Consider the following 24161-nt stretch of genomic DNA (forward strand, 5'->3'; position numbering starts at 1 on the left):
ATGGGAATAGTATTTCGCCAATCGATAAAGTCGTCCCTGGTTATATTTTTTGGTGCTTTTTTAGGGGCGGTAAGTAACCTCATTTACCCATACGTGCTTTCGCAAACACAATTAGGCTTTTTTACCAATATCATATACTGGAGTGCCTTATTGCAGGTATTTATGTTGTTGGGCACAGGATCGGTATTGGCCGTGTTTATTCAAAAATATCCGGAGGACGACGAGAAGCGAAAGGTGCTGATCACAATAGGTATGCTAGCCACATTTTTAACGACTGTGATGTTTTCAGTGGGTTATCTCTTTTGTAAGGAATATATCATCTCACAATATCAGCCAGCCGATCAGACATTGGTCAGGGAATACTTCTACTGGACGCCGTTGCTACTACTTCTTATGAGCTTAGGTACTCTGTTCGAAATGTATCTTCTTTCTCAAACAAAAACAGCGATCTCTGCTTTTTCAAAAGAAGTACTGGTCAGACTTGTTAACCTTGCGCTGATTGGACTGTTGGCAACAGGTGCTTTAAGTTTTAAAGCATTTATCATCACTAATATTTTCGTGTATTTACTCCCGGCAATCATGCTTATGTATGTTTCTTCTACGACATCCGGGTTTGGGATTAGTACAAACTGGAAGGTGTTTAGCAGAACGGAATATGCGGAGATATTGAGGTTTGCCTGGTATCATTTGCTACTCGGCGTGTCGCTCAATATCATGGGTTATTTGGACACACTCATGCTTGCTACGCTGGACACACGCGGGATGGAAACTGTGGCGCCTTACCGAATAGCGGTCTTTATTATAAGCGTAGCTATTATTCCTTACAGGGCAATGTCGACATCGTCAATTTCGACACTTAACAAGGCATATATCGACAATGATATACCGCATTTGAGAAATTTGTTCCAGCGGGCGGGCAGTAATATCCTGCTTGTAACTGCGGGTGTTTTCTTGCTTATAGTGTGTAACCTGGATAATATCGTCAAGATTTTGCCAGCTGGCTATGATGTAGTGAAACCGATCGTTTTAATATTAGCGTTGGGCCGTCTGTTGGACATTGCCACCGGCGTTAATAGTGAACTCATTAACCTATCAAAATATTATAAATTTAATTTTAAAGTATCCGCTCTTCTTATAATACTATTATACAGCTTCAATAGGCTGTTAATTCCATCATGGGGTATTCATGGCGCTGCCTGGAGTGCTACAATTACACTGGTGCTTTTTAATCTGGCAAAAACGTTCTTTTTATGGCGCACAATGAACCTTCACCCTTTCACTCGCAATAATATTCTGATTCTTTTAATTGCCCTGTGCGTGGGAGTTGTTGGCTATATTCTTCCAGTTTTCGTAAATGTCGGTAGCGCGATCACCACAGCGTGTGTTGATCTGCTGATTAGAAGCTCCATTATAGGTGGCCTTTACTTCCTCCTTTTGATGTGGGTTAAGCCGTCGGAAGATCTTAAAACCTATCTGGCCTCTGTAAAAAGGGACAGAAGGCTTTTCTAGCCTTTGTTTGTCACGAAACTGACATAATCACATTTTCCCAACATTTTGGGCCCTATACACGTCTTAACAAAGGGCTGATACATTAAAAAGGTCTAATTTTACTTAAATTTTAATTAAAAATTTTAATCTATATATATCCCTTATGAAGCGACATTTACAAAGTGTTGTAGTTCTGCTGTTTTGTTTGTTGGGAACGTCAGCTAAAGCCTCCCACTTTTATGGCGCTGATCTTAACTACACCCATGTAAGCGGGAATACATATACGATAACCTTCACCGTGTATGCGGACTGTAACCTGTCAAACCCACCATTTTTATCTCTTCCTAGCGCCACTCCTGAAATTGAGATATGGGACGGAACAACACAGATAAATTCAATAATTCTCGCCATTCAAAGTCCAAGTTCAGGCACTGAGGTAACACCGGTGTGCGCAACGCAGCTGAACAATACAACTTGTGTGTCAACTACAGGTACCATTCCTGGAGTAAAAAAGTTTGTTTATACCGGCACCGTAAGCTTGGGTTGGACGTCGACCAACTGGCGCTTTTTATTTAATGGTATAATGGGTAGCAGCCAGGCCGGGCGTAGTAATACGATCACTAATATTCAGATTCCGGCAATGAGTGGCAGTCTTATGGGGCTGGAAGCTACATTAAACAACTCGGGTGGGCCTAACTCCTCTCCTACCTACACAACAATACCCACTCCATTCTTTTGCATCAATAAGGCAGCTAGCTATAATCCTGGTACTGTTGACGCAAACAATGACGCACTCACATATAGCCTTGTTCCCGGTATCGAGGTGACTACATCCAGCACCGTAACCTACTTGACCGGCTATTCGGCTACGGCACCTTTGGCTGCCGCCACCGGTACATTCAATTTCAACACAACAAACGGCCAATTGAATTTTACACCTAATCTTGTACAACGTTCGCTTGTTGTTACTAAGGTTTCTGAATTCAGAGGCTCAACCCTTGTGGGTACTAGTATGCGCGAGATGACGTTTGTTGTCCTTAATAACTGCAACAACAATCCTCCCGGCGGTGGTATCAGCAATGTATCGGGCGGCACACTTGTCAACTCAACGACTGTATCAGTTTGCCAGGGACAGGGCAGCTTTGCTTTTAGTATTAATCCGACCGACCTGGATGGAAATAGCATTAATGTATCAGCATCAGGTATCCCGACAGGAGCATCGTTTACAATAACAAATAATAATACTATAGCACCCATAGGCAGTTTTTCATGGAACCTTGTTGGGGTAACCCCAGGTACCTATAACTTTTTTATTACTTACACGGACGATGGCTGCCCACTGTCAAGCAAACAAACACAGGCGTATACCATCAACGTGTTGCCTCAACCTAAAATAACGTTCGGCCTGGTGTCGGCGGCTACCTGTACTAAGAAGGCCAAATTCAATGTTACGCCGTCAATAGCACCGTCTCCCTGGGTGCTGACTGTATTGCAGGGCACTACCACTGTTCACACTATTACGGGTATTACCGCCACACAATTGGATAGCCTGGATCCCGGCACGTATACTCTGAGAATATCATCCACCAATACGTGTATCAAAGATACGACGATCACCATTGCTCCTCCGCCGGTCATAATTCCATCGGTGTCAATGGTAAAACCCATCTGTTTTGGTGGTAATGATGGTAGCATCACAATAACAGCGAGCGGCGGCCTTGCGCCTTTTCAATACGCCATTGGTGCAGGGACTTTTTCTTCAACAAATACCTTTACAGGCTTAGCGGCAGGTACATATACTTTACATATTAAGGATGCCAACGACTGTTTAAAAGATACAACCGTTCAATTATTAGATCCATTGGCGATAACGGCGGCAGTTACCTTTACGTCTCCACCCTGCAACTTTTATAATAGTGGAGTGATTACGGTTACTGCAAACAATGGTACTGCTCCGTACCAGTATGCGTTGAACACCGGCAGTTTTAGCACTACCAATACTTTCACAGGTCTCTACTCCGGCAACTACACCTTACATATAAAGGATGCGAATAACTGTCTAAAGGATACGATCGTTAATCTACCGGATTCTATCGCAGTGCACGCTACTGCGGTGCTTACACATATACTTTGTCACGGTGATAGCACTGGTGCGATTACGATAACCGCCAATTCTGCTACACCTCCATATTTGTATAAGCTGGGAGGCGGTACATTAGGTACAACAAATACATTCCCAAACCTTTGGGCGGGAAACCATACGATACATATCGAGGATTCCAATAAATGTTATCTCGACACGATAATTACCCTTAATGAACCTACGGCGATTACCAGTACTTCAGTTGTGACAAATGTGTCGTGCTTTGGTCTGTCAGACGGATCTGTTACGATCACGGCCGCAGGCGGCACCAGCCCGTATAATTATGCCCTTGGAGCCGGACCCTATGGCTCTACAGGTGTTTTTGGCGGACTTGCAGCAGGTAGCTATACCATTCATATTAAAGACGCAAATGGCTGCCTGAAGGATACCACGATCACGGTCACCCAGCCAGCTGTATTAGCATTTAACAACATTGCAAAGCAGGAGCCGAATTGCTTCAGTTTCTCCGATGGGTCGATAACAATTACAGCTGCCGGTGGAACAACTCCATATACCTATGCAATAGATGCCGGACTTTTTAACAGCAGTAACGTCTTTTCAAGTCTCGCTGCGGGAACATATGTATTGCATATAAAGGACGACCACGGTTGTGCAGTCGATTCTACAGTTACTTTAACACAGCCACCGGCCGTACAGGCCTTTGCACAAGTCACTAACTCAGTTTGTGCTACACTAAGCAATGGTAAAGTCGTCCTGAGTGCCACAGGTGGTGTTCCGCCATACCAATATGCGGTTGGTTTGGGAGCGTATTCATCAACGCCGACTTTTACCGGTCTTGCGGCAGGCACTTATTTTTTTCACATAAGGGATAGCCGTAACTGTCAGAAAGACACTGGCATTACCATAATCGATTCGTTTGTATTGAAGATGACTGCTTCTGTAACGAACGTATCCTGTTTTGGGGATAGCACTGGATCAATAACAGTAACAGCAAGTGGCGGTACCTCTCCCTACACGTATGCTAAAGGCATATTTGGTACATACAATTCTTCTAATGTATTCCCCACCTTAAAGGCCCTTACTTATCTCATTAAGATAAAGGATGCCAACGGCTGTATCAAAGACAGCAATATTGCAGTGACTGAACCACCAATCCTTAAAGCCTTTATCACGCCTCAGAACGTTTCTTGTTTTGGGTTTAATGATGGTAAGATCACAGTGAATGGTACAGGTGGTACAACACCATACTCATACGCCATGGGAGCCGGAACGTTTGGAAGCCTGAATCTTTTCCAGACCCTGCCAATAGGTACTTATTTAGTGCATGTAAAAGACGGCAAAGGTTGCATGTTTGATACGTCTATAATACTCACACAGCCCCCTGCCATGGGCATCGCATTATCTGTCGCTGACGTTTTATGCTTTGGCGATAGCACTGGCCAGGTAACAGTGACCGGATCAGGCGGTGTCTTGCCATATGACTATCGTTGGGATTACGGTGTTTATCAAGTGAGTAACATATTGACCAAAATAAACTCAGGTCCTCACGTGATTCGCGTGCGAGATGCCAATGGATGCTTTAAGGACAGCAATATCGTGGTGAATCAACCGACGAAGCTCGAGATAACTGAGTTGACAATAGTGCACCCGACTTGCGAGGGCTTCACAGATGGCCGAATAACAATTGCAGCGGCAGGAGGCATTACACCTTATCAATATGCCGCGGGTGGCAATACGTTCACTGGAAGTGCTGCAAAAACAAATCTTGGCGCAGGAAGCCAGGTAGTTCAAGTGAAGGACAATAACGGCTGTATAAAAGACACCGTCGTGGTACTTACCGGTTATCCGGCGATCATTCTGGACGAGATCACTCCTAAAGATGTAAGTTGCTTTGGGATGCAGGATGGCACCATCGAGGTGTCAGCTCATGGAGGCGTGCAGCCTCTTGCCTATTCAATAGGCAGTATGATACCTGATGAAAAAATATTTAGGAATCTAAAACCGTCGTCTTACACTGTTACCGTAACCGATAGCAAGAATTGTACAAAAGACACGACTGTTTCTGTAGGCTCACCTGATAAAATAGTTATAGCACTGACCGCCAATAAAAACGATTGCGAAGGATTTGACGACGGTGGTGCAATCGTTTCAAAGGTTATTGGTGGTACGCTGCCTTATAACTATGCCTGGAATACCAAACCAGAACGCTTCAGTGCGGATCTGACGGGAGTAGCAAATGGCACATATCGTCTTGCGATCATTGACGCTAATGATTGTACTGATACCGCTGAGGCAACTATTCTTTATGATAATTGCTGCAAACCATTCATTCCTGATGCCTTTACACCCAATAATGACGGAAAGAATGATAAGGCACGTATTCTGTTTAAAGGCGATATGACCCTTAAGATCTTCTCTATATTCAATAGGTTTGGCGAGGTTGTATTTACTACTGCCAACATCAACGACGGGTGGGATGGCATATACAATGGAGAACCGCAGGATATTGGCACATATAACTATTATGTTAAGGCGATATGCGGTAACGGTGGCAATAATGAGGTGGAGTATAAAGGCACAATTACCCTTATAAGGTAGGCTGTTATATATTTACATTTTAAATTTAAAAAACTCATCATTTTAAAAAGGCAGGGCAGATTGTTGTAAAAACTTTATTTTTGCTCCCCTTCAAATTTCTAAAATGGAATACAGAGAAATCGTTGCCGTAACAGGATTGGGTGGTCTTTTTCAACTGCTCGCGACAAAAAGTGATGGTGCTATCGTGCGTAACCTTAGCGACAAGTCAACTAAGTTTATTTCAGCTCGTTTGCACAATGTAACCCCGCTGGAAAGCATCGAGGTGTACACCACAGGTGACAACGTTCGCTTACACGAGGTGTTTAAAAAGATGCAGGACAACGAAGGCAGCATTGCTATCGTTGACGGCAAAACTGCCGATAATGCTGCTATCAAAAACTATTTCAAATCGATCTTCCCTGATTTTGATGAGGAGCGCGTGTACGTAAGCGACATGAAGAAGATGCTGAAATGGTATGACCTGTTGAAAGGAAACGATCTGCTGAAATTTGAAGAGGTTGCTGAAGAAGCACTGGTTGAAGAAGCTATAGAAGCTCCCGCAAAAGCAAGCAAGGCAAAGGCGACTGCAGCTGCGGAAGCAACGGCTGAAGAGGGCCCGGCAGAAAAGCCTGCAAAGAAAGCGCGTGCAAAGAAAGCAGCTGAACCAGCTGAAGCTGGCGAAGAAAAGCCTGCAAAGAAAACAGCGCGTAAAAAGAAAACAGAAGAATAGTATATATACCTATTTAAGAATAGCCGGCTTATACAAGCCGGCTATTTTTTTTGCGCAGGCGAAAGATCTTTCAGGCTACTTTTGCTTTAAACTCCCCAGCTACAACTATGACGCGCACCTCGTTGATCATTTTTTTCAGTTTTCTCGTTCAAACCGTATTCGCACAAAGCCCCAAACGTGAGTTTAGGGCAGCATGGATTGCAACTGTATCTAATATCGACTGGCCTTCCAAGCCTGGGTTACCGGCCAACCAACAACAACAAGAATTTATCCGGCGGCTCGACCAACTGCAGTCTGTAGGATGCAATGCGGTAATCGTGCAGGTGCGGCCGGCGGCTGATGCATTCTACGAGTCGGCTTTCGAGCCATGGAGCCGGTATCTCACTGGCAAGCAAGGGCTGCCACCTAGCCCATATTACGACCCCCTGCAGTTCATGATCAACGAAACGCACAAGCGCAATATGGAATTTCACGCCTGGTTTAATCCTTACCGGGTGCTGACTGACAGCAAAAAGAATCCCAACCCTCCCGGCCATGTATCGCGTACGCATCCCGACTGGTTAATTTCATACGGTGGAAAGACGCAGTTTGATCCGGGTATTCCGGAAGTAAGGGAGTATGTGCTCAGCATCATCATGGATGTGGTAAAACGTTACGATATTGACGCAGTGCATCTTGACGACTATTTCTATCCCTATCGTATAGCAGGTCAGGAGTTTGGCGATGCAAAAAGTTATGCCCGCTATAAGGGCAACCTGACCAATAAAGATGACTGGCGCCGCAATAATGTAAGCATGTTTATATTGGCTCTTCACAACCAGGTTAGAGCTGTAAAACCCTATGTGAAGATCGGCATCAGCCCATTTGGGGTTTGGCGCAATGCCAGCAAAGATCCGGAGGGGTCGCCAACTAGAGGCGGCCAAACAAACTATGACGATCTGTATGCCGACGTATTGTTTTGGATGAAGAAAGGATGGATCGATTATTTGCTGCCGCAATTGTATTGGGAACATGGACACAGGGCCGCCGCGTTTGAAGTGTTATTGCCTTGGTGGGAACGGCATAGCTATGGCAGGCATGTGTACTATGGTCTGGGCCTCTATCGGATGGTAGACGCAACGAGCGGCGTTTGGTCGGGTACCCGGGAATTGTTGTCTCAGATACACGACATAAGGCGCCTCGCTAACAATCCGGGATACTCTCTGTATAGTAGTTCTAATTTCGACAAAATTCGCGTTCCTATAAAAGACAGCCTGGCGAAGTATACAGCATATCCGGCATTCCCGCCGCAAATGAAATGGTTAGATAGCATAGCGCCGCAGCCACCAGTGTTGAAGCTGGCAAAATCAAAAAGCGGTAATCTACTGGAATGGAAAGTGCCGAAAAATGACGATGCCGTTTGTTTCGCTGTATACAAGTTCATCAATAACGAACCTATCAACCTGGAGCGTACAGACCGCATCATCAAAGTACAGTCTGCACCGGCTCTGCTGGACTTCAATATGGATGACGTGCCGACTGTAAAATATGCGGTAACTGCCTTTGATCGGTTATGGAATGAGAGCCCTCCAAGTAATGTGATAGAAATTTCACGCAAGCATTGATATTTTTGAGCTGGAAAGGCCTTGAGAATGGATTATTTATAAACGTTTTGTATCTTCAAAGCCGCTAAATTTCTTTTTCATGAAGATTACCTGGTTGTACGCCGCTGTTTTAGGCCTGTTCTCTGTTGCAATGGTTGCCTGCGATAAAGACGATGACAATGTTACCGTACCCGGCAACAATCCTGTTATTGGCGGTAAAGGCGGCCTCGCTACATTGAAGATCACAGCGATGGACGATACCTTGGCTATTGACAGTTGTAAAATATACATAAAGTATAACGCTATACAGATGCCAACCTCGTTTGACGACTCAGCTGTTTGCACTTTCAGTGACCAAAAACCTCCGGTTGTAACATTCCCTGGCCTGAAAAAGGGCAGCTATTATTTGTATGCAAAAGGTTGGAATATCTATGAGTCTCAGACTGTTCACGGTGGTATCCCCTATACCATCGTTAATGACACAATGGCAACGTATACACTACAAATACCGGTTCAACCAATTAAATAAAAAATTTTCAATTATTTATATGCCCGCTTCTCACTGAAGTGGGCATTTTTCTTTTATGTGAATTACCTGTGCATTTTTACAGTGCGTTAACATAGCCATCTTACTATTGGCATGCTAATTTGCTAACTTTGGTTAAACGGTTGAATATGTTTGATGACGATTACCTGGACGAAGATTGGAGCTCGATGGATGATTTGCTTCGCAGGTATGAGGAGGTGAAAAATGGTGAGGCTGCTAACATACTGGACGAAGAAGAGTTTGAACGTGTGATCGAGTATTATTCCCAGAACAGCAACGAAGAGCAGGCCTTGCTCGCCTGTGATATTGCCCGCACTTATTATCCTTTTTCCGGCTCTGTATTGCTTTTAAAAGCAGAAATATTGACCCAGTCCCAGAAATACGGACAGGCTCTGAAAGCGCTGGACGAAATGGAACAGTACGATCAGAATAATCTCGACGGCGCTCTGTTGCGATCAGATATTTTGCTCGGTCAGTTTAAGTACGATCAGGCCGCATTGTGGCTCGAGCAAAAATCAAAAGAATTTGGTGGCAAAGAGAAGATAGAGATATTGCTGGAGCTATCTGATGTATACGATGAATGTGAAGAGTTCGATGCCGTGTTTGACACGTTGAAACGTGTGATCAAGATCGACAAGCGCAACGAAGAGGCGCTTCAGAAAATATGCTTCTGGGCTGAGTTTACTGAACGGCTGGAAGAAAGCGTAACACTTCATACGCAGTTGACTGAGGAAGATCCTTACAATGCGCTGGCCTGGTTTAACCTCGGCGCTGCATACCAAGGACTGAAGTTGTATGAAAAGGCTATCGATTCATATGAGTTCTGCGTAGCGATCGATGAGAAATTCGAGTTTGCTTACAGGAACATGGCCGATGCTTACATGCGATTGAAATGGTATGAACGCGCCATAGAAGTGTTAGAAAAACACCTGGAGATAGCCAAACCTGAAGACGTCATCTTCGAGGCTATGGGTTTTTGCTGGGAGAAGCAGAAGAACTTTCAGCGCGCAAGATATTATTACCGCCAGGCATCGCAATTGAGTCCGCAGGACGATTCTATCTTTTTCAAGATAGGCGAAACGTACGCCCGCGAAAAACAATGGGAGAAGGCCGTTAAGTCGTATTCTGTAGCATTGCACCTGAATAAAGACAACGCATCGTACTGCATGGCTATTGGCAACTGCCTTATGGAAATGGATGTAAAAAGCGAAGCCTTGGTATGCTACCTGAACGCCGTACGCCTGAAACCCGGCAATAAGACTACCTGGGTTGCTTTGGTAAAAGGTCTTTACTTATCCGGGTACTACGACGAAGGACTTACGCAGATCGAAGTAGCTCGTGAGCATTGCGGTGATAAGCCTGACTTCAGGTATTACCAGGCGGCTTTATTGTTCGAAATGGGCAAAAGCAAGGAAGGATTGGTACAACTGGAACGCGCGCTTAAACTCGCGCCAAACAGGGTTAAGTTGTTTACTGATCTGAATCCGGAATATCTGCGGAGAAGTTCAGTATCTGATCTAATAGCTAAGTATAAAACAAAAAAGAAGTAACGCTATTGTGGCGAGATCTTCACTCGTTTCAGATCGATAAGATTCATGGGATTCGCCGTCATTCCGCTGATCCTGTTCTGAGTGAAGTGAAGTAGCTGATCATAGTATAAAGGAACTAAGGGAGCCTGGCTAATAGCCAGGCTATCTAGTTTTTTGTACAGTTCCCATCGGGTGGTATCGGGAGTATTCATGCTTTCGTCATACAATCGATCGAAAGCAGCATTATTGAATCTTGTATAGTTTGGAGGAGCAGGCATACGGCTGTTGAATACGGTAAGATATGTTTCTGCATCGGGATAATCGGCTATCCACTGGGCCCGGAAAAACATGGCCTGTGAACGGCTCATTTCCTGTTTCAGGATATTGGGTTGTATCACTTCTACCTGTATCGGTATGCCTACTTCCTGTAGCTGCGTGGCAACGAAATTGATAACGTCAGACCAATTGTCGGGCGTAAGTATTTTGATCGGCGTGAGACCCTTTCCATTCGGGAATCCAGCCTTTTTTAGCAGGTCTATGGACTTTGCCGGATCGTAGGTATAGCCATAGCGGCCTGAAGTATCATAACCCGGCATACCTGCGGGAATGAAGCCAGAAGTTGCAGGTATACCAATACCATTGCGGAAATAAGTAACGATTTTTTCTCTGTCTATAGCATAATTGATCGCCTGACGAACGAGTACGTTTTTTATCGAACTAGTTTTAATAACAGGACTGGTGCTATCGGTCAAAAAGCCGAGATATTCCGTATCGAGATAAGTGCCTTTGCGAAGCTTGAATTTCCCTTTGAATTCATTTTTTAGCTCTCCATTCTTTGAAAGGATCAAGTCTTTAAATGATCCGTCCAATCCGTTTACGAAGTCCAGCTTGCCTTGTAAGAAAAGGAAGAATTCAGTGGCTTTACTGTCCACACAGCTAATATGCACGGCGTCTATATAAGGAAGTCTCTTACCTGTGTTGTCTTTTTCCCAGTATTGGGGATTCTTATGCAGGATAATGATGTTGCCTTCGTCCCAATGCTTTAGCTGAAAAGGGCCGGTGCCACAAGGGTGTGAACGGAAATCTTTGCCCCAGTGCTCAGCAACCTCGCGAGGAACAATGCTGCAATAAGGCATACTTAAGATAGCGGGCAGCGGCCTGAATGGGGCGATGAGTTTAATTTGTACAGTCGTATCATTTACTGCGACAAATGGTTCTTGTCCAGCTACCCGGCCATTGAATATCCAGGCTCCTGTCGATGCAACTTTAGGATCAATAAGCCTGTTGAAACTATAAACAACATCATCGGCTGTCATCTTCCTGCCCTTGCCTGACGGGAACTGCGGAGCGTTGTGAAAATAGACATCATTGCGCAAATAAAAGGTGTACACCAGCCCGCTAGGGTCTACTTCCCAGCTTTTAGCCAGTGATGGCACAAGGTGCAGGTTTGAGTCTGTTTCAACCAGCGTATTATAGAGCATGTGACTGGCCCACATCATGTACAACGCTTTAGCAAAGGCCGGGTCCATTGATTCAAGCACACCGCTTGACAAGTTCAGGTAAAAGATATTTTCCGCCTGTTGTTTTTGGGCTGACCGGCAGCTCTGGAAGGCTGAGCTTGAAATAAAGCACAGCCAAAGGAGCGCAGCAAATATTTTGACCCGGTTATACATTCCCTGCAAATTAGCGGAATAGCCTTTAATTTTGACGAAAACCAAACTAATGCCAACAAAGCTCTCTGTCAACATCAATAAGATCGCAACATTACGCAACAGCAGAGGAGGTAATAATCCTGACGTGCTGCAAGTAGCGATAGATTGCCAGAAGTTTGGTGCCGATGGCATTACTGTTCATCCCCGTCCCGACGAGAGACATATCAGGTATAGCGATGTACATGCTATCAAGCCGATCATCACTACTGAGTTTAACATAGAGGGCAATCCGCTGGAGGACAAGTTTGTAGACCTTGTCTTAGCTGTAAAACCTGCCCAAGTAACCCTGGTACCCGATGATCCCGGACAATTGACATCCAATCATGGTTGGGATACGATCAATAAGCAGGATTACCTCAGAACTATCATTTCCACTTTCAAGAAAGCCGGCATCAGGGTATCGATATTTGTAGATCCGGTAGAGAATCTGGTGGCTGCGGCAGCAGATACCGGTACTGACAGAATAGAACTTTATACTGAAGCCTACGCAAAGACCTTTCATAAGAATCCCGAAGAGGCCATTGCGGATTATGTAAAAGCTGCGGTGGTGGCCCAACAGAAGAACCTCGGTTTGAACGCTGGTCACGATCTTGATTTAAAAAACTTAGCATACTTTGCAAAGAATATTCCCGGATTGTTAGAGGTTTCTATCGGTCATGCCTTGATCTCTGACGCCTTGTATTATGGCTTGGAGAACACAATACAGCTATACAAGCGACAGTTACATATATCATCTAACAAATAATTAACAGGAAAATCATATCTTCGGTTAACGAGCACTTAACAATGTGTTTAAAGTTGTTATAACTTTGCTGCCGCAATGCCTAAATGTTAATAAATGAGACATTTAGGGTGTTGTATTAAGTTCCTTTATTTATTTAAGTGATTAGAGTGATGTCGAGGAGTCTGTACAGTTTTTTGTGCTTGGTGGCTATTCTTTTGCCCGGTTTAACAATAGCACAACCGGTAGCCAGTTTTTCTGCCAATGTAGTTTCAGGGTGTTCCCCAATCGTTGTTCAATTTACCGATCAGAGTACTGGAGGCCCATCTTCCTGGACATGGAATCTTGGTAACGGAAGTAATTCGACGCTTCAAAATCCGTCGACTACTTATATCAATCCTGGTACGTATACCATTACATTGACCGTTTCAAATGCAGGTGGAACTAACACCAAAACAGTAACCAACTACATTACTGTATTTGCTTCGCCCGTAGTGAATTTCACCGCAGACTCCACTCCTTCGTGTCCACCGAAGTCAGTTCTATTTAACAACCTTACGATTCCGGGCGCAAGCGGCACGACAACTTATTTATGGGATTTCGGCAATGGCCAAACCTCAAATGCAGTCAATCCGATCTTTACTTACAATTCAGTATCTAATTATACAATCACTTTATTGGCTACTAATAGTAACGGATGTAGCAACTCGCTTACGAAACCAGGCTACATTCAACTGACCGCTAAGCCACAAGCTGCTTTTACAGCTTCATCTATTATTGGTTGTTCAGCTCCTTTTACTACTACATTTAATAATTCCAGTACGAGTGCCATTTCTTACAATTGGGATTTTGGCGACGGACAAACTTCAACCCTGACAAATCCGAGCCATACTTATAATACTTCGGGTAATTATAACGTCCGCCTTATATCCACAAATGCAGCTGGTTGTAAGGACACAATGCTAAAAACCGCTTATGTTTCGGTTGGTACTATGCAGGCATTGTTTAACGTGAGCGATAGTACTGTGTGTGCTAACGAAGTAGTGAATTTTTTAAACACATCTACACCTTCTTCTGCAACTGTAACCTGGCTGTTTGGCGATGGCAACAGTTCATCGGTTGGTACGCCAACCCATGGTTATACTGCAGCCGGCACTTATACTGCAAAGCTGGTCATCACACAGAATGGATGTTCAGATACAGCACAAAAAACGATCGTAGTATCAGCTAAACCAACAAGCCAATTTACGGTTAACAATACGCAAAGCTGTACGTTGCCTTTTACCACGCAGTTTACCAACGGATCTTCAGGCGCATCATCGTACCTGTGGATATTTGGAGATGGTACAACGTCTACTCAACAGAGCCCGTCAAAAACCTATAATGCGGCCGGACAGTTTACCGTAAAACTCGTGTCATACAATGCTACGGGTTGTACCGACACTTATACAGTTAACAACCTGATCAAGATTCAGCCTTTAACTGCTGGATTGTTTAACAACGTTACTCTAGATCCAGCGCTTGGATGCGCACCGGCAACTACAACCTTTTTTGGTGGTACGTCGCCTTCCCTTTTGTTTGGCGTGACAAGTTATGCATGGAATTTTGGTAACGGCAATACAACTACAACCGCTGTGTCCTCGGCTTTGCAAACATTCAATACAGCAGGTACGTATACTGTATCATTAACCTATAATACTATACCCGGCTGCTCGTTTACCAAGCAAACAACATTCACTATCGGAGCAAAACCAACCGCTTCTTTTTCGCCGGGACCAGATACGGTGTGCCCGAATACTGCAGTGTCTTTTACAAATACTTCAACAGGTGCTTCTTCTTATAAGTGGTATTTCGGAGACGGAGATTCCAGCACCGTGACCAATCCAAGTCATGCCTATCAATTAGCCGGTAATTTCGCTGTTACTCTTGTTGCGTTCAACGGTACTTGCAGCGACACGTTTATCATTCCTAATAGAGTACATGTCGAATATCCTACTGCCTGGTTTATTCCATCGTTTAATTGTAGTAACCGGCTGCAGTTTACATTTACTGATGGTTCTATTGGAGGCTATACCTACTCATGGAATTTTGGTGATGGTCAAACCTCAACACAAGTTGGTACCGTTACCCACACATTCGCATCATACGGAACTTATCACGTACTGCTCACAATAACCAATACCGCTACCGGCTGCAGCGATTTTTACGGGATGAATGTCTACGCATATCCTTTAACTGCACAGTTCAGCGCAAATGATACAGCTATTTGTAAAGGGAATGTGACGGTATTCACTGCAACGGCAGTTCCACATGCGGCAAATTATGCATGGTATCCCGGCGACGGAGGCCTTACGTACAGTGGTTTCCATGTTAACTCTTACACATATTTGACTTCGGGTATCTATAATGTAAAGCTGGTAGTAACCGATTCGAACGGATGTAAGGATAGCCTTAGCAAGCCAAACTACATGCACGTAGGTGGACCAAATCCAAACTTTACGGCAACGCCGGTTTCCGGTTGTGCGCCGCTAAATGTTACTCTTACCGATCAGTCAACATCGGGTGTGGGAGCGATCAATAACCGCACATGGCAATTTGGAGACAATACTTCACAAACGACGACATCTTCATTCGTATCGCATACATATCCCGCCGGAACGTATACCGTTAAGCTCAAGGTTGCCGACGTTCTCGGTTGCCAGGATTCGATCACTAAAGTGAACCATATTACTGCATACACAGCCTTCGCATCGTTCTCATCACTCGATACAAATGTGTGTATTGGACAGCTGGTAAATTTTGTCAACGGCTCTAATTCGGCCAGCGGCACATGGTATTTTGGAGATGGGCAAACGTCAACGTCTTATGCCGCCAGCCACGCATACAGCGCGCCGGGCAACTACACTGTTAAGTTGATTGTTGATGCCAATGGCTGTAAGGATTCAATGATTCGAACCACTTATATCAAGGTTCAGCCGTTGAACGTCAACTTTTCTATGAGCGACAGCTTTGAGGCCTGTCCACCATTAACTGTAAATTTTGCAGCGGGAGCCGGACTTACTAACTATAGTTGGTCATTTGGAAACAATAGTCAGTCAACAATAGCAAATCCTACTACAATATATACCTACCCTGGCGTTTACACTATTAAGCTTAAAGCGCAGAATTCAGTTGGCTGTGCCGATTCAGCGACTAAAACGGTTACTGTTCTCGGTCCAACGGGTACACTGTCTTACACCCCTATCAGTGGGTGTAAGCCGCTCACAGTTTCATTCACATCTACCAATAGCAATACCCAATCGCTGATTTGGGATATGAGTAATGGTGTTACTCAAAGTACTCCCGCATCATCGGGACTTACTTATACATATACGCAGGCAGGTAAGTTTGTGCCCAAATTGATTTTAAGCGATGGCGCATCATGTCTTGTGCCGATAACCGGAGCTGATACTATCCGTGTAGATTCACTCGGTGCTGATTTCACATTTGCTCCGGGTGCCTTGTGCCAAACTGGTACCATCCAGTTTATCGACACTGTTTACTACTCTTTGTCGGCTGCCAGCACGCATAGCTGGACCTTTGGTGACGGCGGAATCAGTACTGCACATAATCCGTCGCATACATATATGGCGCCGGGCACTTACCAGGTAAAGTTGGTGCTTGCCAATAATTCAGGTTGTAGCGATACTGTGATCAAAACAGTAACGGTGCATGCACAGCCTACTGTGAACGCTGGCAACAATATTGCCATTTGCCAGGGACAAACAACACCGGTGCAATTGCTGGCAACGGGTGCAACATCTTATGTGTGGAGCCCTGCTACCAATTTGTCGTGCACTACTTGCGCTAACCCCACTACAATTCCGGCAGCGACAACTACTTATACCGTTATCGGTACAGACAATAACGGTTGCAAGGATACGAATACGGTTACTGTAACTGTTGATCCGCTGCCATCGGTGACTGCAGGCCTTAACCAGGCTATCTGTCTTGGCGACTCTGCTCAGATCCAGGCAACCGGGGCAACCACATATTCATGGTCTCCAGCTACGGGATTGTCATGTACTAACTGCGCGAACCCCAAAGCGAGTCCGGCGGTAACAACACAATATGTTGTTACCGGTATTAATAGTAATGGATGTTCTGATACCGGCATTGTTACGGTAGCTGTAAATGGTTTACCCAACGTATCGGCGGGCGCTAATAACATAATATGTGCAGGAGATTCTACGCAGCTGCAAGCATCTGGAGCTGTGTCTTATACATGGAGCCCTGTTACAGGTCTGTCTTGCGTTAGTTGTTCCAATCCTAAGACTAGTCCGGCAACAACTACAACTTATGTGGTTACAGGAACAAATGCCAGTGGCTGTGTTGACACAGGTATAGTTACCGTTACGGTTAATTCACTGCCGAATGTTACAGCAAGTAACAATCAAAGCATTTGTATCGGTGGCTCAGCTCAATTGCAGGCTTCTGGTGCTACTTCGTTCAGCTGGAGTCCGGCAACAGGGTTGTCGTGTACAACTTGTGCTAATCCTACCGCTACACCAACTACAACTACAACGTACGTAGTTACTGGTACTAACGCGTCTGGTTGTATAGATACAGCACATGTAACGGTAACCGTTAACGCACTGCCAACTGTCAGCGCGGGAGCTGATCAGAGTATTTGCATCGGTTCATCAGCTCAGCTGCAAGCCACAGGAGCTACTACATATGTATGGTCGCCTGCGACAGGCTTATCGTGCACTACTTGCTCTAACCCTGTCGCTAATCCTACTGCAACTACGACCTATACTGTTACCGGTACAAATGCCAACGGTTGTGTGAATACAAGCCAGGTAACTATAACCGTTAAACCGCAGCCAACTGTTGGTGCAGGTGCCAACACATCAGTATGTGTTGGTAAATCTACACAGCTGCAGGCAACCGGGGCAGCTACATTTGTGTGGTCGCCAACGAGCGGGTTGTCATGTACTACATGCCCTAATCCAACTGCGGCGCCAACTGCAACAACAACATATGCGGTGATCGGTACTGGAGCTAACGGATGTACGGATACCGCACAGGTAACGGTAACTGTTGATCCGTTGCCAACCGTAAGCGCAGGCCCTAATCAAAATATTTGTGCAGGCAGTTCAACGCAACTACAGGCATCTGGTACTGCGACCTATGTATGGAGCCCGGCGACCGGCCTGTCATGTACTACATGTGCAAATCCTGTAGCAACACCTGCAACAACCACAATTTATACAGTTACTGGTGCCAATGCTAATGGTTGTACAAATACTTCCACTGTAACGATAACAGTTAACGCAATACCTGTAGTGACGGCGACTGCTACTAACAAAACAATATGCGCCGGTACATCAACACCACTGCAAGCTTCAGGAGCTACTTCTTATAGCTGGACACCAGCGACAGGACTTTCCTGCATAAGCTGTCCCAATCCTGTAGCGACACCTGGATCGACTACTACCTACGTGGTGACAGGCATGGTAAACGGCTGCCAGGACACGGCTCATGTGACTATAAATGTATTGCCGAAGCCAAATGTTAGTGCAGGCAACAATGCTGGCATATGTGTCGGAAATTCGGTTACGCTTCACGGAACCGGCGCGCAAAACTATGTATGGTCTCCGGCTAAGGGATTGTCATGCACATCGTGCCCTGATCCTGTAGCCAACCCATCCGCTACTACCACATACACATTGACAGGTACTGACGCAAATGGATGTACAAACAATGCATCGGTAACTGTTACTATTCATCCTGTTCCTAATATTGATGCCGGTGAAGACAAGACAGTTTGTGCCGGTTCTTCAGTTAAGTTGGTGGCGAATGGCGGCGCCAGTTATATGTGGTCACCTGGCCAAACTCTTGACTGCACCAACTGTAGTTCACCCATAGCTAAGCCAGTTGCGAACAGCACGTATAAGGTAGTCGGCATCGATGCTTTTGGTTGTTCTGACTCTGACGAGATCAATGTTACGGTGATAGAAAAACAACCAGTAAGTGTTGGTCCTGACGCATCGATATGTGAAGGCGGTTCTGCCCAACTCTCAGCGACTGGTGGCACTTCATATCTATGGTTCCCGTCTTACGGATTGAGCTCAGACAAGCAAGCTATGACAACGGCCTCACCTGCGTCAACTACAACTTATAATGTCATCATAAAACAAGGTGATTGTTTTGCCGATACGGCTGAGGTAATGGTTGAGGTTCATGGTTTGCCAACCGTGGATGCCGGACCTGATCAGAATGCCGTGGCGGGTAACCCTGTTCAGCTTAATGCTGAAGGCACCGGCATAGCTAGCTACTTATGGTCGCCCGGCGACAAGCTGAACTGTGTCGATTGCAAAAGTCCGATTGCCAATGCGCTGCGTACTACTACGTATAGAGTTGCAGTCAAAAATCAGTGGGGCTGTGAAGCAAATGATGAGGTTACAATTAATGTTACCTGCGATGCAACTCAGCTATTCGTTCCGAACACTTTTACGCCAAATGGTGATGGAATTAATGATAAGTTTTTTCCTCAAGGGAAAGGCCTAACTTCGATAAAGCGTTTCAGGGTATTCAATCGTTGGGGCGAAATGATGTTCGAAGCAAATAATATTCCGTTGAACGATGAAAATTTTGGATGGGACGGCTCACGCAATTTGACACCGCTTAAACCAGACGTATTTGTCTACATCATTAATGCGACATGCGAATCAGGTGAACCGATTGAGATAAAAGGAGACGTTTCTCTTGTAAGATAATATCAGTGTTGTTTGACTTTAATTTTTAGTGAAAATGAAAAAAGCTTTAGCCTGTTTAGGCATTGTGTGTAGTTCTTTAATGTCATTGCATTCTGCCGCACAAGACATCCATTTCTCGCAGTTCTATGAAAACGCAATGATGCGCAATCCTGCGTTGACCGGTATTTTCAGCGGAGACTATAAAGCCGGTGTTAACTATCGACAGCAATGGAGCAATATATCCGTGCCGTTCACTACGATTCTGGCTTCAGCCGAGAGTAGGATATTGATCAACCGCAACGTAGGCGACTATCTTAGCTATGGCGTAACTGCAACATACGACAAGGCAGGCTCGATTAGTTTCAATAGCTTCCAGGTAATACCAGCCCTCAACTTCAATAAAGCCATTGAAGACAATCACAATTCCTACTTGTCATTAGGCTTCGCGGGCGGATATATTCAACGGTCAATAGACTTAAGCAAGGCGACTTTCGGTAGCCAGTATGTGAATGGTAACTACGACCCGGGCAACTCTTCACGAGAGAACCTGACAAATACGGTGATTAAAAATTACGACCTGTCGGCTGGCTTGAGTTTCAATAGTGCAGCTGGCCCTAACCACGAGGTAACCTATTATGTGGGTGTTGCCGGATTCCACGTCACGAAGCCGAAACATGCGTTTAATGACCAGGAAACTCTTATCAGGCTTGCTCCTAAATACACGGCCAATATGGGTTTTAGGTGGGCAATCAATGAAGTATACGGCTTTACTATGCACGCGAACTACTTGAATCAAACACCTTACAAAGAGTTTATGATCGGTGGTTTGCTAAGCTGGAAAAGCATTCAGCAATACAATGCAAAACCATTTACTCTTCACGTAGGTACATTTGTTCGCTTCAAAGATGCGCTGATCCCTACGGTAAAAATGGACTATAAGTCATATTCTGTGACGATGTCTTACGATATAAACACATCAGGTCTCCGTCCAGCTAGTGAGGGAATGGGAGGCTTTGAAATATCTCTCTATACGCGAGGTTTGTTTGGTAATATCAATGATCCCGGCAACCAGACCAGGTGCCCGAGATTTGAACAGCTGCTGCCTTCGTCGCTACAATACGACTAATTAAAAAAGCCCGGATAAACCGGGCTTTTTTAATTAGTTCTTCTGATCAGGATTGTTGTAGGCAAATTTGAATCCTATACCGTGGATCGTCTGTAACTCTACTCCTTCCTCACCTTTAATATATTTTCTGACCTTAGTAATGAACACGTCCATACTTCTACCCAGGAAGTAATCTTCACGCCCCCACACATTCAAAAGGATCTCTTCTCTTTTCAACACGCGGTTTGCATTAATGCACAGATACCTGATAAGGTCTGCCTCACGTTGCGTAAGCTGGTGTTCTACATTGCCATTATGCAAAAGCAGGTTGGTATAGTCGAAATTAAGACTGCCTATTTTGAAATGTTTAGGAACACCGTCATCTTTCTTCATCGTGCGCTTCAGGAATACCTCCAGTCGCAGCAACAGCTCCTGCATGTTGAATGGCTTCGTGATGTAGTCATCGGCACCGCTCTTAAAGCCGGCGATCTTATCATCATCCATCGACTTAGATGTCAGCAGGAGAATGGGAATTTTTTCGTTCTGTTTCCGGATATCATTGGCCAACGCCATACCATCCTTCTTCGGCAACACTACATCCAGCAGGCAAATGTCAAAGCTGCGTTTGGTAAACTGCTGCCAGGCACTTTCACCATCTGGACAGTGAACAACATCGTAACCATTGTTCTGTAAACTGTCCTTGATCACGTAACTCAACGTAGGATCGTCCTCAACCAACAATATTTTCGCTTTATTTCCAGCCATAAACGATTAACCTTTTGACACAGATTACAGCATAAAAGTAATACTATGTTCTAATATCAACTATTTTAACCGCCTGAATATTTCTAAAAAGGCGATTTTTTTGCAATATAAAAAAACCTATCAATCTTATACCTATACTCGTCAGAAACTTAGCCAACCCTGTCAGGGTTAGCGGCTATGAAGTCTGCCCAACTAGTAGCTTTTTTCTTTGGGGTACTTATTTTTTTAACTGGCGGCGCTACTGGTATCCTGCTTTGGTAATGGTGGCACATGGCAACCGCGAGTGCGTCGGTAGCATCCATGAACCGAACATCGTCTTCAAATTTAAGTATCTGGTGCAAAATATGCCACACTTGCTCTTTTGTGGCGTTTCCTCGGCCAGTAACAGACTGTTTTACCTTTCTTGGCGCATATTCTACGGCCTGTAAACCGTGCATCATTGCCGCTGCCATGGCCACGCCCTGGGCGCGGCCTAGCTTCAACATACTTTGAACGTTTTTGCCAAAAAAAGGCGCCTCAATTGCAACCGCAGAAGGTTTATGCAATTTGATCAGGCTTTCCATTTTTTTGAAGATAAGCTCAAGCCGTTCAGCATGATCTTTATTCTTTGCAAGTTGAAGTACCCCCATTTCCACAACTGAAACCTTATTTTTGTCTACAGCAATAAGGCCGTAACCCATAACGAGCGTTCCTGGATCTATGCCGAGTATGATATTGGAAGCGGGTTGCAAAAGAAGATTGATTGAACAAAGCTAGTAAAATATGGCTCAATTATGCACTAGGCGCAGCCTTTTCTGCATTGCTCATATGGTTGATCTATCTTCAACTCCGATCGCACTCTGCCCTCTCTAATCTTCGATCTGTTTGGGAAAGTTCAGACCGTCGCTTCCTGGTACTTTGCATTGCTATGATGCCCTTAAATCTTGCCCTGGAATCCTTAAAATGGCGTTTGTTAGTTAATTCCGCTACTTCGATTTCCTATGCTAAAGCCGTTCGAAGTGTTCTGGCAGGCATTTCACTATCGGTAATAACACCAAATAGAATTGGAGAATATCCTGGGCGGCTAATGTATCTCCGCGAGAAAAACACATTTAGGCTAGTCAGTGTTTCAGTTCTGGGAGTGGTGGCTCAAATGCTCACCATGTTTCTCTTTGGGTTTCTGGGACTTCTTTTTTACAACATTCGGTTTGGCAACTGGATAACAATAATTATCCTGTTAGCTTGTTTTGCACTGACTGTAGCCATAGCTGCATTGTATTGGAGATTTGAAAAATGGGCGCCCTTTATAGAGCGGATAAAATGGCTGCGCCGTTTTCACGTTTATGGCCAGCTGCTGAAACGATTCTCTACAAAACAACAATTAACGATACTATGCATTTCCATGCTGCGGTTTTGTATTTATACGGCACAGTATTTGGTTCTTTTGAAATGGATGAATATTGACCTGCCAGTTTTAGATGGCTTTTTAATGTCTTCTTTATTTTTCTGGTCTATTGCCGTTATCCCTAATATTGCGCTTGCCGAATTGCCTCAAAGGGGGCAGATAGCAATGTTTATCTTCGGTAATTATTCAGAAAACCTGGTAGGGATTCTATCGGCCACCGCGGGCGTTTGGATGATCAACTTGATATTGCCGGCGCTGATCGGTAGTTTGTTTTGGCTTAAAATAAGATTCTTTAAGTAACGTTTTGTTGATATGGTTTTTGGCAAAAAGGTAGATATTTGTTTCATGGGTCAGGTGTTCAAAATCTTTATTATCACAATCGTTTCTTTGCTGATCGCGAAACCATCCCGTGCGCAGGCCGATTTTTGCGGGATAAAGAACACCAGTTTCCAGCATGGGGAAAAGTTAGAGTTCAAGGTTTATTATAATATGGGCAGGCTTTGGGTCGGTGCCGGTCTGGCTTCTTTTGAAACGAAACTGGAGAACCACGCTAATAATAAGAAGGTTTTCCATGTGGTGGGTGATGGCAAGACGCTTAAGTCCTATGAATGGTTCTACAAAGTACGGGACAGGTACGAAACGTTCATTGATGCTGAGACTATGTTGCCGGTTAAATTTGTAAGAAACGTAAATGAGGGTGGTTTTAAGATCTACAACAACGTTACCTTCAACCAGAACATCGGTCAGGCTGTGTCTACTAATGGTGTGTTCAAGGTCCCACCTTGTATACAAGACGTGCTCTCAGCCATATTTTATGCTCGAAATATAGATTACTCACAATACAAACCCGGTGACAAGATCCCCTTTACCATGTTCCTTGATGATGAAGTATTTAGTCTCTACATCAGGTATATGGGCAAGGAAAAGATCACAACCAAATACGGAACTTTTAATACGATAAAAATAAGTCCCCTTCTCATTGAGGGCACCATTTTCAAAGGTGGGGAGAAGATGATGGTTTGGGTAAGCGACGATGCAAACCATCTGCCGGTACGGGTAGATAGCCCCATCCTTGTCGGCAGCGTTAAAGTAGACCTGGTGGGTTATGAAAAACTCCGTAATCCCCTGACCAGCCTCATTAAGAAGCAGAAGTAAGGCTGCTGAGGGCATATTTCC

General features: G+C 44.7%; 14 protein-coding genes. 11 read left to right on the plus strand and 3 right to left on the minus strand.

Annotated elements, in window-relative coordinates:
- The 6 genes from P2W83_RS06320 to P2W83_RS06345 all read left to right on the plus strand — a co-directional run bounded on the left by P2W83_RS06320 (position 1) and on the right by P2W83_RS06345 (position 10579).
- On the plus strand, positions 1 to 1509 hold the full coding sequence (locus P2W83_RS06320; protein WP_276132861.1) for an oligosaccharide flippase family protein: 1509 nt from the start codon (positions 1 to 3) through the stop codon (positions 1507 to 1509).
- Positions 1510 to 1651: 142 nt separating this feature from the next.
- Entirely contained in the window at positions 1652 to 6190 is a 4539-nt protein-coding gene (locus tag P2W83_RS06325) for a T9SS type B sorting domain-containing protein (RefSeq protein ID WP_276132862.1), read from the plus strand.
- A 103-nt stretch (positions 6191 to 6293) separates the two neighbouring features.
- Positions 6294 to 6899 (plus strand): DUF5606 family protein, encoded by a 606-nt coding sequence (locus P2W83_RS06330; protein WP_276132863.1) that lies wholly within the window; start codon positions 6294 to 6296, stop codon positions 6897 to 6899.
- A gap of 107 nt (positions 6900 to 7006) precedes the next feature.
- Positions 7007 to 8503, plus strand: a complete 1497-nt coding sequence (locus P2W83_RS06335; RefSeq protein WP_276132864.1) for a glycoside hydrolase family 10-like protein — start codon at positions 7007 to 7009, stop codon at positions 8501 to 8503.
- 79 nt (positions 8504 to 8582) lie between these two features.
- Positions 8583 to 9011 (plus strand): hypothetical protein, encoded by a 429-nt coding sequence (locus P2W83_RS06340; RefSeq protein ID WP_276132865.1) that lies wholly within the window; start codon positions 8583 to 8585, stop codon positions 9009 to 9011.
- Positions 9012 to 9157: 146 nt separating this feature from the next.
- Complete coding sequence (locus P2W83_RS06345; protein ID WP_276132866.1) at positions 9158 to 10579, plus strand: tetratricopeptide repeat protein; 1422 nt, start codon at positions 9158 to 9160, stop codon at positions 10577 to 10579.
- 2 nt (positions 10580 to 10581) lie between these two features.
- Here P2W83_RS06345 and P2W83_RS06350 read toward each other — a convergent pair whose 3' ends face one another.
- Positions 10582 to 12231 carry an ABC transporter substrate-binding protein gene (locus P2W83_RS06350; RefSeq protein WP_276132867.1) on the minus strand — a complete coding sequence of 550 codons (1650 nt, stop codon included), beginning with the start codon at positions 12229 to 12231 and terminating at the stop codon, positions 10582 to 10584.
- 49 nt (positions 12232 to 12280) lie between these two features.
- Here P2W83_RS06350 and P2W83_RS06355 point away from each other — a divergent pair, with 49 nt between their 5' ends.
- From P2W83_RS06355 to P2W83_RS06365, 3 genes are all read left to right on the plus strand, one after another.
- Positions 12281 to 13015, plus strand: coding sequence for a pyridoxine 5'-phosphate synthase (locus P2W83_RS06355; protein ID WP_276132868.1), 735 nt, complete (start codon positions 12281 to 12283; stop codon positions 13013 to 13015).
- Between the two features lie 182 nt (positions 13016 to 13197).
- The gene (locus P2W83_RS06360) at positions 13198 to 19752 is read left to right on the plus strand and encodes a PKD domain-containing protein (RefSeq protein ID WP_276132869.1); all 6555 of its coding nucleotides are present in this window, start codon (positions 13198 to 13200) and stop codon (positions 19750 to 19752) included.
- Between the two features lie 34 nt (positions 19753 to 19786).
- Positions 19787 to 20857: a PorP/SprF family type IX secretion system membrane protein gene (locus P2W83_RS06365; protein ID WP_276132870.1), complete on the plus strand. Its 1071-nt coding sequence runs from the start codon at positions 19787 to 19789 to the stop codon at positions 20855 to 20857.
- A 33-nt stretch (positions 20858 to 20890) separates the two neighbouring features.
- On the opposite strand, the gene P2W83_RS06370 is transcribed toward P2W83_RS06365, so the two are convergent.
- Positions 20891 to 21601, minus strand: coding sequence for a response regulator transcription factor (locus P2W83_RS06370; protein ID WP_276132871.1), 711 nt, complete (start codon positions 21599 to 21601; stop codon positions 20891 to 20893).
- A 149-nt stretch (positions 21602 to 21750) separates the two neighbouring features.
- Positions 21751 to 22332, minus strand: a complete 582-nt coding sequence (ruvC, locus tag P2W83_RS06375; protein ID WP_276132872.1) for a crossover junction endodeoxyribonuclease RuvC — start codon at positions 22330 to 22332, stop codon at positions 21751 to 21753.
- 11 nt (positions 22333 to 22343) lie between these two features.
- Here ruvC and P2W83_RS06380 point away from each other — a divergent pair, with 11 nt between their 5' ends.
- Together P2W83_RS06380 and P2W83_RS06385 are read left to right on the plus strand one after the other, a co-directional pair.
- The gene (locus P2W83_RS06380) at positions 22344 to 23285 is read left to right on the plus strand and encodes a lysylphosphatidylglycerol synthase transmembrane domain-containing protein (protein ID WP_276132873.1); all 942 of its coding nucleotides are present in this window, start codon (positions 22344 to 22346) and stop codon (positions 23283 to 23285) included.
- A gap of 12 nt (positions 23286 to 23297) precedes the next feature.
- Positions 23298 to 24140, plus strand: coding sequence for a DUF3108 domain-containing protein (locus tag P2W83_RS06385; RefSeq protein ID WP_276132874.1), 843 nt, complete (start codon positions 23298 to 23300; stop codon positions 24138 to 24140).
- Positions 24141 to 24161 lie beyond the last annotated feature (21 nt).

The sequence above is a fragment of the Polluticoccus soli genome (assembly GCF_029269745.1).
Lineage (GTDB): Bacteria > Bacteroidota > Bacteroidia > Chitinophagales > Chitinophagaceae > Polluticoccus > Polluticoccus soli.

Bases quoted from the DNA above. Each gene is read 5' to 3' on its own strand.
- P2W83_RS06320 (WP_276132861.1), top strand. From the start codon at position 1: ATGGGAATAGTATTTCGCCAATCGATAAAGTCGTCCCTGGTTATATTT.
- P2W83_RS06325 (WP_276132862.1), top strand. From the start codon at position 1,652: ATGAAGCGACATTTACAAAGTGTTGTAGTTCTGCTGTTTTGTTTGTTG.
- P2W83_RS06330 (WP_276132863.1), top strand. From the start codon at position 6,294: ATGGAATACAGAGAAATCGTTGCCGTAACAGGATTGGGTGGTCTTTTT.
- P2W83_RS06335 (WP_276132864.1), top strand. From the start codon at position 7,007: ATGACGCGCACCTCGTTGATCATTTTTTTCAGTTTTCTCGTTCAAACC.
- P2W83_RS06340 (WP_276132865.1), top strand. From the start codon at position 8,583: ATGAAGATTACCTGGTTGTACGCCGCTGTTTTAGGCCTGTTCTCTGTT.
- P2W83_RS06345 (WP_276132866.1), top strand. From the start codon at position 9,158: ATGTTTGATGACGATTACCTGGACGAAGATTGGAGCTCGATGGATGAT.
- P2W83_RS06350 (WP_276132867.1), bottom strand. From the start codon at position 12,231: ATGTATAACCGGGTCAAAATATTTGCTGCGCTCCTTTGGCTGTGCTTT.
- P2W83_RS06355 (WP_276132868.1), top strand. From the start codon at position 12,281: ATGCCAACAAAGCTCTCTGTCAACATCAATAAGATCGCAACATTACGC.
- P2W83_RS06365 (WP_276132870.1), top strand. From the start codon at position 19,787: ATGAAAAAAGCTTTAGCCTGTTTAGGCATTGTGTGTAGTTCTTTAATG.
- P2W83_RS06370 (WP_276132871.1), bottom strand. From the start codon at position 21,601: ATGGCTGGAAATAAAGCGAAAATATTGTTGGTTGAGGACGATCCTACG.
- P2W83_RS06385 (WP_276132874.1), top strand. From the start codon at position 23,298: ATGGTTTTTGGCAAAAAGGTAGATATTTGTTTCATGGGTCAGGTGTTC.